Origin of the sequence: Streptomyces sp. NPDC007901 (genome assembly GCF_042959465.1) — a bacterium.
In the GTDB taxonomy this organism is placed as follows: domain Bacteria; phylum Actinomycetota; class Actinomycetes; order Streptomycetales; family Streptomycetaceae; genus Streptomyces.
Genome location: NZ_JBIBKW010000009.1, coordinates 335,154 through 347,902, shown reverse-complemented (window position 1 = coordinate 347,902; position 12,749 = coordinate 335,154). Strand labels below are relative to the sequence as shown.

10 protein-coding genes are annotated in these 12,749 nt (G+C 72.3%); 5 read left to right on the top strand and 5 right to left on the bottom strand.

What is annotated here, in order from left to right:
- Positions 1-62: 62 nt before the first annotated feature.
- Positions 63-1,244: a CorA family divalent cation transporter gene (locus ACFZDK_RS29240; RefSeq protein WP_390976890.1), complete on the bottom strand. Its 1,182-nt coding sequence runs from the start codon at positions 1,242-1,244 to the stop codon at positions 63-65.
- Positions 1,245-1,412: 168 nt separating this feature from the next.
- On the opposite strand from ACFZDK_RS29240, the gene ACFZDK_RS29235 reads away from it, so the two are divergent.
- The gene (locus tag ACFZDK_RS29235) at positions 1,413-2,525 is read left to right on the top strand and encodes a DNA glycosylase AlkZ-like family protein (RefSeq protein WP_390976889.1); all 1,113 of its coding nucleotides are present in this window, start codon (positions 1,413-1,415) and stop codon (positions 2,523-2,525) included.
- Positions 2,526-2,551: 26 nt separating this feature from the next.
- Here ACFZDK_RS29235 and ACFZDK_RS29230 read toward each other — a convergent pair whose 3' ends face one another.
- Complete coding sequence (locus tag ACFZDK_RS29230) at positions 2,552-3,199, bottom strand: LysE family transporter (protein ID WP_390976888.1); 648 nt, start codon at positions 3,197-3,199, stop codon at positions 2,552-2,554.
- A 64-nt stretch (positions 3,200-3,263) separates the two neighbouring features.
- On the opposite strand from ACFZDK_RS29230, the gene ACFZDK_RS29225 reads away from it, so the two are divergent.
- Both ACFZDK_RS29225 and dmpI read left to right on the top strand, forming a co-directional pair.
- Positions 3,264-4,130: a LysR substrate-binding domain-containing protein gene (locus ACFZDK_RS29225; RefSeq protein ID WP_390976887.1), complete on the top strand. Its 867-nt coding sequence runs from the start codon at positions 3,264-3,266 to the stop codon at positions 4,128-4,130.
- 45 nt (positions 4,131-4,175) lie between these two features.
- Positions 4,176-4,415 carry a 4-oxalocrotonate tautomerase DmpI gene (gene dmpI, locus ACFZDK_RS29220; protein WP_390976886.1) on the top strand — a complete coding sequence of 80 codons (240 nt, stop codon included), beginning with the start codon at positions 4,176-4,178 and terminating at the stop codon, positions 4,413-4,415.
- 101 nt (positions 4,416-4,516) lie between these two features.
- Here dmpI and ACFZDK_RS29215 read toward each other — a convergent pair whose 3' ends face one another.
- The 3 genes from ACFZDK_RS29215 to ACFZDK_RS29205 form a co-directional block, all read right to left on the bottom strand.
- The gene (locus tag ACFZDK_RS29215) at positions 4,517-5,308 is read right to left on the bottom strand and encodes a serine protease (protein WP_359223319.1); all 792 of its coding nucleotides are present in this window, start codon (positions 5,306-5,308) and stop codon (positions 4,517-4,519) included.
- A gap of 204 nt (positions 5,309-5,512) precedes the next feature.
- The gene (locus ACFZDK_RS29210; RefSeq protein ID WP_390976885.1) at positions 5,513-8,314 is read right to left on the bottom strand and encodes an AAA family ATPase; all 2,802 of its coding nucleotides are present in this window, start codon (positions 8,312-8,314) and stop codon (positions 5,513-5,515) included.
- Positions 8,315-8,457: 143 nt separating this feature from the next.
- On the bottom strand, positions 8,458-9,291 hold the full coding sequence (locus ACFZDK_RS29205) for a LuxR C-terminal-related transcriptional regulator (protein WP_390976884.1): 834 nt from the start codon (positions 9,289-9,291) through the stop codon (positions 8,458-8,460).
- A gap of 127 nt (positions 9,292-9,418) precedes the next feature.
- Between ACFZDK_RS29205 and ACFZDK_RS29200 the strand changes: the two genes are divergently transcribed.
- Positions 9,419-11,092 (top strand): AMP-binding protein, encoded by a 1,674-nt coding sequence (locus ACFZDK_RS29200; protein WP_390976883.1) that lies wholly within the window; start codon positions 9,419-9,421, stop codon positions 11,090-11,092.
- Entirely contained in the window at positions 11,089-12,693 is a 1,605-nt protein-coding gene (locus ACFZDK_RS29195; RefSeq protein ID WP_390976882.1) for an AMP-binding protein, read from the top strand. The genes ACFZDK_RS29200 and ACFZDK_RS29195 overlap by 4 nt, the downstream gene beginning before the upstream one ends.
- Positions 12,694-12,749 lie beyond the last annotated feature (56 nt).

Sequence of the window (12,749 nt, the reverse complement as noted above, 5' to 3'; positions counted from 1 at the left end):
GGCTTCAAGCGGTCACGAACACCTCCGTGACGCCCTGACGCAGGCCCTGGGCGATCAGTTACTCAGAGCCAGTCCTTCCGCTTGAAAATAAAGTACAAACTGGTGCATACGATCGCCATCAGGATGATTGCAAAGGGGTATCCCAACACCCAGTGCAACTCCGGCATCTCCCGGAAGTTCATCCCGTAGATCGTGCCGACCAGGGTCGGAGCGAAGAGGATCGCCGCCCATGACGAGATCTTCTTGATCTCCTCGTTCTGTTCGAAGCCCGCCTCCGCCAACGCGCGCATCTCGGCGTTCTGTTGCTGGGTGACCAGGGTCGCGTTGACCGTGAGGATTTCGGTGAGGGCCTGGCGGAAGCCGTCGACGCGTTCGCTGATGTGGGTGACGTGGTCGGCGACGTCGCGGAGGTAGCGCTGGAGTTCCTCGTCGGTCTCGTACTTGGTGAAGCCGGCCATGAGGCCGTGCAGCATGCCGACGAGGGGGCGGGTGGCGCGCTGGAACTCGACCATTTCTCGGGAGAGTTCGTAGATACGGCGGGAGACCTCCGGGTCGCCGCGGAAGACTTCCGTCTCGATCTCGTCGATGTCGATCTGGACGCCGGACACGACCGGGGCGTAGCCGTCCACCACCGCGTCGAGTATGGCGTAGAGGACCGCTTCGGGGCCGAGTTTGAGGAGGTCGGGGGAGTCCTCCATGCGGTGGCGGACCGCCGAGAGGTCGGGGGCCGCGCCGTGCCGGACCGTGATCACGAAGTCCGGGCCCACGAAGACGTGGAGTTCGGCGAAGTCGACCTCCTCCGGTGCGTCCAGGTAGCGGGCGGCGCGCAGGACGACGAAGAGCGTGTCGCCGTACCGTTCCAGCTTCGGGCGCTGGTGGGCCTCCATCGCGTCCTCGACGGCGAGCGGGTGCAGGTCGAACTCGCTGGCCAGGGAGAGGAGTTCGTCCGAGGTCGGGCGGGCCAGGCCGATCCAGGCCATGCCCGCGGGCTGGTCGCGCAGTTCGCGGTACGTCTCGGCGAGGGTCGCCGGCGTCGAGACGCGCACGCCGTCCCGGTACAGCGCCGCCTCCACGACGCTCTGCGGCTCGGCCGGGTCGGCGGACGGCGGGGACTGCGGCTGCGGCAGTTCCGCGGTGTCCGGCTCCGCCGTCAGGGCACGGCGCCAGACCGACCTTCTGCCGCTCCGGCCGTCCTTGCCGTTCCCGGAGTGCTTGGAGGCCGGGCTGGGGCGTCGCTCGGACATCGCGGCCGCCTCTCGGTGGAGCCTGCATCGGCGTGCACAGTGTGCTCTGCGTGATCGGTGGGTCTCGGAGCAGGATATACGGGGCATACGGGCCCGGCGGAGGAATCAGAGAGGGAGGGAGGAGGAAGCGGACAGGATCTGTCCTCGATCGGGGCTAGCGTGCGCCGTATGACCAAGACGCCGTCCGGGCCGGTCCTCGGCACCCGCGCCCTCAACCGCGCCACCCTCGCCCGCCAGCTCCTGCTGCGACGCTCGCCCCGGCCGGCTGAAGAGGCGGTGGCGCACCTCGTCGGTCTCCAGGCGCAGAACGTGAAACCGCCGTACTTCGCGCTCGCCGCCCGTCTCGACGGCTTCACCCCCGAACAGCTCTCCACCCTCATGGCGGACCGGGAGGTGGTCCGGATCGTCACCATGCGGTCGACCATCCACACCCACACCGCCGAGGACGCCCTCACCCTGCGGCCGCTGGTCCAGCCCGCCCGGGACCGGGAGCTCAGCGCCTTCCGCAAGGGCCTGGCCGGCGTCGATCTGGACCGGCTCGCCGTTCTCGCCCGGCACCTCGTCGAGGCCGAGCCGCGCACCATGGCCGAACTGCGCCAAGCCCTCCTCGCCGAGTGGCCCGGTGCCGACCCGCAGTCCCTCGCCGTCGCCGCGCGGTGCCGGCTGCCGCTCGTCCAGGTCACCCCGCGCGGCCTGTGGGGCCGGTCCGGACAGGTCGCCCTCACCACCGCCGAGCACTGGCTGGGCCGGCCTGCCGAACCGGCGCCCGGCCCCGACGGGACGGTCCTGCGCTATCTCGCCGCCTTCGGGCCGGCCTCCGTCAAGGACATGCAGACCTGGGCCGGACTGACCCGGCTCCGCGAGGTCTTCGAACGGCTCCGACCCCGCCTGCTCACCTTCCGCGACGAGAGCGGCACGGAACTGTTCGACCTGCCCGAAGCCCCGCGTCCCGACCCCGGCACGCCCGCCCCGCCGCGCTTCCTCCCCGAGTTCGACAACCTGCTGCTCTCCCACGCCGACCGCACCCGCGTCGTCCCGCCCGAGCACCACGGCCGAGCCTGGCGGGGCAACCAGGCCTACCGCACGCTCCTGGTCGACGGCTTCCTGGCGGGCGTGTGGCAGCTGGACGGCGAGGTCCTGGTCGTCGAGGCGTTCGGACCGCTGAGCCGTCAGCGGCGGGCGGAGGTGGCCGAGGAGGGCGAGCGGATGCTGGCCGCCCTGTTCCCCGGAACGTCGTACGACATCCGGTTCGGGACGGTCGTAGCCCCGACCGGTCGGTGATCGCTCACACTGCGGTCGGCGACGGTTCAGTCCGCCCGGCCCGTCACCGCCACCGTCACGCCCAGCCCGATCATCGCCATCCCGCCCGCGCCGCCGACCAGGGACAGCCGGCGGTCCGAGCGGGCGAACCAGGTGCGGGCCGCCGACGCGGTCAGGCCCCACAGGGTGTCCGTGACCAGGCCGATGGAGATGGGGACCAGGCCGAGCAGCAGCATCTGGGCGGAGACCTGGCCGGCCGTGTGGTCGACGAACTGGGGGAGGACGGCGGCGAAGAAGACCACGCCCTTGGGGTTGGTGGCGCCCACCAGGGCGCCGTCCAGCACCGTGCGCAGATCGCCGCGCGGTGCGCCCGCCGGGGTCCGCCGGATGGCCGAGGCCCTGAGCTCCTTGCGGTGCCGGAAGGCCTGGACGCCCAGGTAGACCAGATAGGCCGCGCCCAGCAGCTTCACGGTCAGATACACCGTCACGGACCGCTCCACCAGTGACCCGATGCCGATCGAGACCGCCACCACCAGCAGGTACGAGCCGAGGACATTGCCGATCGCGGTGGCCACGGCGGTACGGCGGCCGTGCGCCAGCGCCCGGCCGATCACGAACAGCACGCTGGGGCCGGGGATCGCGATGACCAGCAGCGACATCGCCGCGAACGCCAGGATCCGGTCCGTGGACACCATCGGCCTCACTCCTCCCGCTCGGCTCATTCAGGGCACATTCAAACAGGCCTCTAGAGTCGGGGCCATGGAACTGCGGCAGCTCACCTATTTCGTCGCCGTCGCCGAGGAGTTGCACTTCGGACGGGCCGCCGGCCGGCTGCACATCGTGCAGTCGGCCGTCAGTCAGCAGATACAGCGCCTTGAGCGGGAGCTGGGTGCCGAGTTGTTCGACCGGTCGCCGCGCCGGGTCCGGCTCACCGGCGCGGGGGAGCGGCTGCTGCCCGAGGCGCGGGCGGTGCTGGCGGCGGCCGAGCGGGTGCGGGCCGCCGTCGCTCCGCCTGCCGGGCTGCGGATCGGCACCAGCACGGGACTGGGCACGCATCTGGACCGGGTGCTGGCCGCGTTCGCGCGCCGCGCGCCGGACGTGCCCGTCGAGCTGTACTCGCTGCCGGTCACCGAGCGGCTGGCCCGGGTCGCGGGCGGGCGGCTGGACGCCGCGTTCGTACGCGCGGTCGAGCCGGTGCCCGGCGTACGGGTCCACCCGCTGTGGCCCGACCCGCTGGTGGCCGCCCTGCCCGCCACCCACCCCCTCGCCGACCGCACCGAGATCGGCGTCGGTGAACTGGCCGGGCTGCCGCTCGCGCTCACCGAGCGCCGCACCAACCCCGCCCTGGTCGACCTGGTGGTCGGCGCCTGCCGCGAGGCCGGCTTCGAGCCGCTGCCCGGACCCTCGCCCGGCTCCCTCCAGGACACCCTCGCCAGCATCGGCACCCGCCCCCTGTGGACGGTCGTGTACGCGTCCCACGCGCGCGTGCTGCACACCCCGAAGGTGGCCTTCGTGCCGTTCCGCCCCCCGGGCCTGGCCCTGACCACCGGCCTCGCCGTCTCCGCGACCACCCCGCCCCCGCAGCTGAACACCTTGCTGCTGGCCTGCGGCGATCACGAAAGCTGATCGCAGTGGTCGGGATCTGGTTCTTGGCCGGGGGCGGCACGCGCGGTGGACTGGGGGGCACCGAACAGGAAGCGCACTCGGAGGAGTTCAGCGATGCCGATCGTCACCATTCAGCAGGGTCCCCGCGACACGGAGCTCAAGCGGGACCTCGTGCGGCGGGTCACCGACGCGTTCGTCGACGCGTACAAGATCCCGGCCGAGACCGTGCAGGTGTGGATCCACGAGGTGCCGGCGGAGAGCTGGGGGGCCGCCGGGACGCTCACCGCCGACAAGCAGAACAAGTAGGCGGACGCATGGATAGGGGGCGCTGCGGGCTGCTCGTGGTAGCCCGCAACGCCCCCTGGTCACTCACCTGAGGGATACTCAGGAGTTTCTCTGGTGGAGAGTTACGAATTGACCTGCGCGGTCACCAGGTTCGAGAAGGTGGTCAGCCGGGTGTACACACCCGGGTAACCGGCCTCCGCGCACCCCTCTCCCCAGGAAGTGATCCCTGCCAGGACGCCCCCGATGAGCAGGGGACCGCCGCTGTCGCCCTGGCAGGTGTCTACGCCGCCGGATGTGTATCCGGCGCAAACCATGTCGGTCGCGACGAAGTCGGAACCGTAGGAGCTCTTGCAGCTGGAGTCGGACACGATCGGGACGGTCGCGGTCCGCAGCTGGTTGGAGGAGCTGCCGTTCTCCGAGGTGGTGCCCCAGCCGAGGATGCGGGCCGTGGTGCCGGCCGCGTACACGCTCGTGTCCGAAGCGGAGACGTACGACGCCGGGGTGTACGACATCGACGTCGACAGGGTCAGGACGGCCACGTCGTCGCCGTTGGTGGCGTCCGTGTAGTCCGGGTTGATCCAGATCTTGCTGACCCGGCTGACCGTGCCGTTGGTGCCGTTGAGATAGGTCCGGCCACCGACCACGCGGACGCTGCTGGTGGACTCGCCCTCCATACAGTGCGCGGCGGTCACCACCTTCGTCGCCGACACCAGGGTGCCGCCGCAGAACTGGCTGCCCGACGCGTCCGTGATCTGCATCATGAACGGGTACGCGGTCGTGGTGGTCGTGGTGCCGCCGACGATCGGCTGGGGGGCGGCTGACGCGGTGGGGGACGCGATCAGCGCGGTCGCTGCGGCGGCGACCGTCGCCACGAGGGTGGCGGCGGCCTTTCTTGCGCGGTTTGGCCCGAACATGAGTCTCCTCAGTGGGGGTTGCCGGTGGGGGTCGCGCGGGTGTGGGGGGTGCAGCACGGGGGTCGCGGGACCGACCCCCGTATGCCCGGGCGAGCGGCACATCCATAAGCTAGGACCCGGAACCCCACCCTCCCAATGAGGGAACCCCCTAGGGGGATGGGGGAGGGAAAACCCTCGGTCCGCCTCAGTTAACCGGGAGCGCTCTCACTTCGCGCGTCGCCCCGCCGCCAAACGGACTATGTCGACGCGCGATCGGATGCCCAGTTTGCGGTACACCCGGGTCAGTGTCGCCTCCACCGTCTTGACGCTGATGAACAGCCGGGCGGCGATCTCCCGGTTGGTGGCCCCCTCCATGACCAGCGCGGCGACCTGACGCTCCATCGCGGCCAGCCCGTCCAGGGCGGCCGGTTCGGCCGGCGCCTCCACCTGCGGCTCCGGGGCCGAGACGGCCTCGTCCACCTGGCGGAGCCAGGGCAGCGCCCGGCACCGCCGGAACAGCCGGGTGGCCTCGTCGAACACTGTGGGGGAGCGCCGGTCGCCCAGCGAGGCCAGGGCGAACGCGGCCCGCGCCTCCTCCAGACCGTAGCCCAGTTTGGCGAACCGGTCCTGAGCCGAGGTCAGCTGGGCGACGGCCGCCTCGTGGTCCCCGTGCGCCGCCCGGACCAGCGCCTCGGCCCGGTCGAGGGCGGCGAGCACACTCTCGCGGCCCAGCCGCAGCGCGTGCTCCCGGGTGGCGTCGATGACGTCCTGCGCCTCGGCCGGTTCACCCACCCGGACGAGTGCTTCGGCGAGGTCGCCCTGCCAGCGGCCACGGGCCGGGTCGGTGATGCCGAGGCTCAGCTCCAGCTCCCGCACCCGGCGCAGCGAACGGACGGTGCCCGCCGGGTCGCCGGCCACCAACTGGGCGTATCCGAGGGCGCCCAGGGCGCGGGAGAGGTAGACGGTGTCGCCGTCCTGCTCGGCGTGCTCCACGGCCTCCCGGGCGAGGGCCAGGCCCCGGTCCACGTCGCCGCCGGAGGCCTCGGCCAGTGAGGTGAGCATCGCGGAGGCGGTCTCGCCGATCCCGGAGTCGTGGGCCAGGCGCAGGCCCTCGCGGGCCAGGTCGAGGGCGCGGCCGCAGTGCCCGGAGCGCAGCTCGGTCTCGGCGAGCCCGCGCAGGAAGTGCACCTCGGACTCCACCTGCCCGCGCCGGCGCACCTCGCGCAGCAGCGCGGTGACCGTGGTCCGGGCGTCGGCCAGCTGGTCGCCCATCACCAGCCAGCGGAACCGGGCGCTGCCGGCCCCGTTGTGATGGCAGGACACGTTCGGGTCCTGCGGCTCCTTCAGCGCGCGCTTGATGGTGGCGGGCGCCGCCGGATGGCCCATCAGGGTCTCGACCTGGGCCTGCAGGGACAGCGCGAGGAGTTCGGTGCGCCGGTCGCCGCCCTGGGCCGCGAGGTCGGCGGAGTGCGCCGCCGCCTGCCGGGCCTCGGTGAAGTCGCCGCCCACGATCAGCGCCCGCCAGGCCAGCTGGTAGTGGACCTTGCCGAGCAGCCGCGGGTCGTCGCCGGCGTCGGCGAGGGCGTGCGGGAACGCCGCGTCGACCTCGGTCATGGTGTGGCCGGCGGAGTCGATGACGAGGATCCAGGCCCGCACCCGGTCCGCCGGACGGGTGGCGTGGGTGAGCACCTCGCGGGCGATGTCCTGGGCGAGGTCGACCTCGCCCGCGCTGGTCGCGTCCTCGGCGGCCCGGAGCCGGCGCTCGTCCGGTCCTGGCACGCTGTCGACGGGGGTGTGCCGGGCGGCGAGCAGCCCGATCTGCGCGGCCACCGAGGGCGCGCCCCGGTCCCGGGCCTCGGTCGCGGCCTCCGCCAGCTGCGCGGCGACCTCGGGGTCGGTGCCGGTGGTGGCCAGGGCCAGATGCCGGGCCCGCTCGATCGGGTCGGAGGCGGCCGTCGACAGCGCCGCGTGCGCGGCCCGGCGCTCCTGGGCGGGCGCCTCGGCGTACAGCGCGGCGGAGATCAGGGGATGCGCGAAGCGTACGGCGGGACCCTCCGGCTCGGTGGCCAGCAGCCCGAGTTCGGCCGCCTGGGCGCACTCGGCCTCGGCGTTCTCCCGGCCGGCCGCGTGCAGCAGCGCCTGGGTGGGGCGGGCGCCGGCGCTGGCCACCAGGAGGGTGCGGCGGGCCTCCACGGAGAGCATGTCGAGGCGGCTGAGCACCAGGGCGCGCAGCGAGGTCGGCACCGGGAGCGGCTCTCCCGGGCGCGGCGGGGTCGGGTTCTCGGCGAGGGCGCGGCCGAGCTCCAGGGCGAACAGCGGGTTGCCGCCGCTGGTGCGGTGGATCTCCCGGACCGCGGCCCGGGTCAGGCCGGTGTGGCCGCGGTGGTCGAGCAACTCGGCCACCTGCCGGTGGGTGAGCGGGCCGAGGCGGACGGCGACGGTGTCCGGGGGCGACGCGCGTAGGTGGCGGTCGTACTCCTGGCCCTCCGTGCGGACCGCGCACAGCAGTTGGACGGGGGTGCCGCCGAGCCGGCGGGCGGCGAAGCCCAGCAGCTCGGCGCTGGCCGGATCCAGCCACTGGAGGTCGTCGGCGACGATCAGCACGGGGCCCTCGGCGGCCAGCGCGCGCAGCGTGGAGAGCACCGCGAGGCGCAGGGCGAGGCCGTCGCGTTGGAGGGTGGACTCGCCGCGGCCGGTGAGCGCCGACTCCAGGGCGGTGCGCTGGGCGCCGGGCAGCCGGGGCGCGATCTCGTCGAGGACCAGCCCGAAGAGGTCGGCGAGCGCGAGGAAGGGCAGGTGGGATTCGGACTCGGTGGCCGAGCAGCGCAGGACCGTGCGGGCGGTGCCGGCGTATTCCGCCTCCAGCGCCCGCAGGACCGTCGATTTTCCTATTCCGGCGGGCCCGTGCAGGAGGACGCTGCCCCCCGAGGCGAGTTGCTCCCGGGCGGCCGCGACCAGTTCCGCCCGGCCGATGACCAGGTCGGGGCGGCATCTGGCAGGCTCCTGGAAGTCCCGTCGCACGGTCACCGCTCCCCTCGTGTGTCGTGTCCGGGCCAAATTCTAGGCAACGGAGCCAGGAATTCGGCCGGAAGGCGTGGTGAGGGAAATAACAGCGTGTCGGCAGCTGGAAATTCAAAGCGCGTCCGCATGAATGGAATGGGTCCCCTCCGCTACGGCAACAACCCCGTCCGACGAGCCGCCGACACCGCCTCCCCCCGGGTGTGCGCGCCCAGCTTCCGCATCGCCGAGCGCAGATAGCCCTTGACCGTCTCGGGCCGCAGCCCCAGCCGCTCGGCCACCGCCGCGTTGGTCGCACCGGCCGCCACCCACGCCAGCACATCCAGCTCCCGGGGCGCCAGTGCCGCCTCGGCCACCGGCGCCGGAGCGGTCAGCAGCCCGCAGGCGGCGAGCAGTTCGGCCCGCAGCCCGGGGTCGCCGATCCGCGGCGCCAGCGCCCGCAGTGCCGCGTGCGCCTCCCGCACCTGCTCCCAGGCGGCCCCGGGATCCGGTACGACGGCCGGTTCCGGCCGTGCCGCCGCCAGCAACCGCCTGGCCTCGTCCTGCACGACCAGCGCCTGTTCCACGTCCCGGGCCGCCGCCACCGCCGCGCCCAGCGTGCGGTCGCCCAGCGGCTGGGCGGAGCGCAGCGCGCCGTAGAGCACGCCCCGCACCCGGCGTCGTACCACCACGGGCACCGCGAGCACCGAGCGGATGCCCTCGGCGGCCACCGGGATGTCGTACTCGTGGCTGATCTGCCGGGAGACGGAGTAGTCCGTGACCGCGCACGGGCGGGCCAGTGCGACCGCCCTGCCGCCGAGGCCGTTCCCGGAGGTGACCGCGAGGGAGCGCAGGGCCGCCGTGTTGGTGCCGGTCAGTTCGCTGATCCGCACCTGGGTCCGGCCCGCCTCGACCAGCCCGCCGAAGGCGATCGGCAGCCCGGTGGCGCGCCGGAGTCTGGCCAGCGCACCGCGTATCTCCACCGCCCCCGCGACCTCTGCTGCCACCTGTCCTGCCCCTTCGACCCCGGCTTGTGCCGTCCACACCCCCGTTCGGGGGTAGTGAGACCTGCATCACGGATTACACGATGCCAGAGAGCCGCCCGGCAATGGTCCGGTACTGAAGGAGACGCGTATGACGAGTGCGACGGAGGAGTTCCGCAGGGCCCGGGACTTCCTGCTGGAACACCGTGCCGACTATGCCACCGCGTACGAGGGCTTCGTCTGGCCGCGTCCCGGCCACTTCAACTGGGCGCTGGACTGGTTCGACGTCATCGCCGAGGGCAACGACCGCACCGCCCTGCACATCGTGGAGGAGGACGGCGCCGAGACGAAGCTGTCCTTCGCCGAGCTCGCGGAGCGCTCCGACCGGGTCGCGAACCACCTGCGCGCGCGGGGCGTCGAGCCCGAGGACCGCATCCTGGTCATGCTCGGCAACCAGGCCGAGCTGTGGGAGACCGCGCTGGCCGCGATGAAGCTCCGCGCGGTCGTCATCCCGGCGACCCCGCTGCTCGGCCCCGCCGACCTGCGGGACCGTGTCGACCGGGGCCGGGTGAAGCACGTGATCGTGCGGGCCGAGGACGCGGCCAAGTTCGCCGAGGTGCCGGGGTCGTACACCCGGATCACGGTCGGCGGGCCCCCGGCGGCGGGCTGGGAGCCGTACGAGGACGCGTACACCGCTCAGGCCGGTTTCGTGCCCGACGGGCCCACCCTGGCCGACGACCCGCTGATGCTCTACTTCACCTCGGGCACCACCGCCCGCCCCAAGCTCGTCGAGCACACCCACACCTCGTACCCGATCGGGCATCTGGCCACCCTGTACTGGATCGGTCTGAAGCCGGGCGACGTGCATCTGAACATCTCGTCCCCGGGCTGGGCGAAGCACGCCTGGTCGAACCTGTTCGCGCCGTGGAACGCGGAGGCGACGGTCTTCATCCACAACTACAGCCGGTTCGACGCGGGCCGGCTGATGGCCGAGATGGACCGGCACGGGGTGACCTCCTTCTGCGCCCCGCCGACGGTGTGGCGCATGCTGATCCAGGCCGATCTCACGCAGCTGCGGACCCCGCCGCGCGAGGTGGTGGCAGCCGGGGAGCCGCTGAACCCCGAGGTGATCGAGCAGGTCCGGCGGGCCTGGGGCGTCACCATCCGGGACGGGTTCGGGCAGACGGAGACGGCGGTGCAGGTCTCCAACAGTCCCGGGCAGCCGCTGAAGACGGGGTCGATGGGCCGTCCGAGCCCGGGCTACCGGGTGGAGCTGCTGGACCCCGTGTCGGGCGCGCCGGGGGCGGTGGAGGGCGAGATCGCCCTGGACCTGTCGGCGCGGCCGGTGGGCCTGATGACCGGCTACCACGGCGACCCGGACCGTACGGCGGAGGCGATGGCCGGCGGCTACTACCGCACCGGTGACATCGGGGCGCGGGACGAGGACGGCTACATCACGTACGTGGGCCGCGCGGACGACGTGTTCAAGGCCTCCGACTACAAGATCAGCCCCTTCGAGCTGGAGAGCGCGCTGCTGGAGCACGAGGCGGTGGCCGAGGCGGCCGTCGTCCCCGCGCCGGACGAGCTGCGCCTCGCCGTCCCGAAGGCGTACATCGTGCTGGCGGCGGGCTGGGAGCCGGGACCGGACACCGCGAAGGTGCTCTTCGAGCACTCCCGGCAGGTCCTCGCGCCCTACAAGCGCGTCCGGCGGCTGGAGTTCGCCCCGCTGCCGAAGACCGTGTCCGGCAAGATCCGGCGGATCGAGCTGCGCGAGGCCACGGCCGCGGGCTCGGCGGACGAGTACCGCGAGGAGGACTTCCGATGAGCCCCGAACCGTCCGAGTCGTCGTACACGCACGGCACGAGCGGCACCGTCCTGCTCGGCGACACGATCGGCGCCAACCTGGACCGGGCCGTCGCCGCCTGGCCCGACCGCGAGGCACTGGTCGACGTGCCCACGGGACGGCGCTGGACCTACGCCCGGTTCGGCGCGGACGTGGACCGGCTGGCGCGGGCCCTGCTCGCGAGCGGGGTCGTCAAGGGCGACCGGGTGGGCATCTGGGCGGTGAACTGCGCCGAGTGGGTGCTGGTGCAGTACGCCACCGCCCGGATCGGCGCGATCATGGTCAACATCAACCCGGCCTACCGGACCCACGAGGTCGAGTACGTCCTCAAGCAGGCCGGAGTCTCGCTCCTCTTCGCCTCGCTCCGGCACAAGACGAGCGACTACCGGGCGATGGTGGAGGAAGTCCGGGGCGGCTGCCCGGAGTTGCGCGAGGTCGTGTACATCGGGGACCCCGGCTGGGAGTCACTTCTGGAGCGGGCCGCCGCCGAGGTGTCGTACGAGCCGCTGTCCTGCGACGACCCCATCAACATCCAGTACACCTCGGGGACCACCGGCTTCCCGAAGGGGGCCACGCTCTCCCACCACAACATCCTCAACAACGGTTACTTCGTCGGGGAGTTGATCTCCTACACGGAGCAGGACCGGATCTGCATCCCGGTGCCCTTCTATCACTGTTTCGGCATGGTGATGGGGAACCTGGCGGCCACCTCGCACGGCGCCTGCATGGTGATCCCGGCCCCGTCCTTCGACCCGAAGGCCACCCTGGAGGCCGTCCAGCAGGAGCGGTGCACCTCGCTCTACGGCGTCCCGACCATGTTCATCGCGGAGCTGAACCTCGCCGACTTCGCGTCGTACGACCTGTCGTCGCTGCGCACCGGCATCATGGCGGGCTCACCCTGCCCGGTCGAGGTGATGAAACGGGTGGTCGCCGAGATGCACATGGCGGAGGTCTCCATCTGCTACGGCATGACGGAGACGAGCCCGGTGTCCCTGCAGACCCGGATCGACGACGACCTGGAGCACCGCACCGGCACGGTCGGCCGGGTGCTGCCGCACCTGGAGGTCAAGGTCGTCGACCCGGCCACCGGAGTGACCCGGCCTCGAGGTACGGCGGGCGAGTTGTGCACCCGCGGCTACAGCGTGATGCTCGGCTACTGGAACGAGCCCGAGAAGACGGCGGAGGCCGTCGACCCCGGCCGCTGGATGCACACCGGCGACCTGGCGCTGATGCGCGAGGACGGGTACGTCGAGATCGTCGGCCGGATCAAGGACATGATCATCCGGGGCGGCGAGAACATCTACCCCCGCGAGGTCGAGGAGTTCCTCTACGCCCACCCCAAGATCCGGGACGTCCAGGTCGTCGGCGTCCCGCACGAGCGGTACGGCGAGGAGGTCCTGGCTTGCGTCATCCCGCACGACCCCGCCGACCCGCTCACCCTGGAGGAACTGCGGGCGTTCTGCGAGGGACGGCTGGCCCACTACAAGGTGCCGAGCCGCATCCAGATCCTGGAGGATTTCCCGATGACGGTGTCGGGGAAGGTGCGGAAGATCGAACTGAGGGAGGCTTACAGCGCCCCGTAGGGGCGCGGGGCTGTATTCGATGTGCGGCTACCGCCGCGTGGGCGCGACCAGCCCCC

Coding starts and splice junctions, on each gene's coding strand:
- ACFZDK_RS29240 (WP_390976890.1), bottom strand. CDS start 1,244: ATGTCCGAGCGACGCCCCAGCCCGGCCTCCAAGCACTCCGGGAACGGC.
- ACFZDK_RS29235 (WP_390976889.1), top strand. CDS start 1,413: ATGACCAAGACGCCGTCCGGGCCGGTCCTCGGCACCCGCGCCCTCAAC.
- ACFZDK_RS29230 (WP_390976888.1), bottom strand. CDS start 3,199: ATGGTGTCCACGGACCGGATCCTGGCGTTCGCGGCGATGTCGCTGCTG.
- ACFZDK_RS29225 (WP_390976887.1), top strand. CDS start 3,264: ATGGAACTGCGGCAGCTCACCTATTTCGTCGCCGTCGCCGAGGAGTTG.
- ACFZDK_RS29215 (WP_359223319.1), bottom strand. CDS start 5,308: ATGTTCGGGCCAAACCGCGCAAGAAAGGCCGCCGCCACCCTCGTGGCG.
- ACFZDK_RS29200 (WP_390976883.1), top strand. CDS start 9,419: ATGACGAGTGCGACGGAGGAGTTCCGCAGGGCCCGGGACTTCCTGCTG.
- ACFZDK_RS29195 (WP_390976882.1), top strand. CDS start 11,089: ATGAGCCCCGAACCGTCCGAGTCGTCGTACACGCACGGCACGAGCGGC.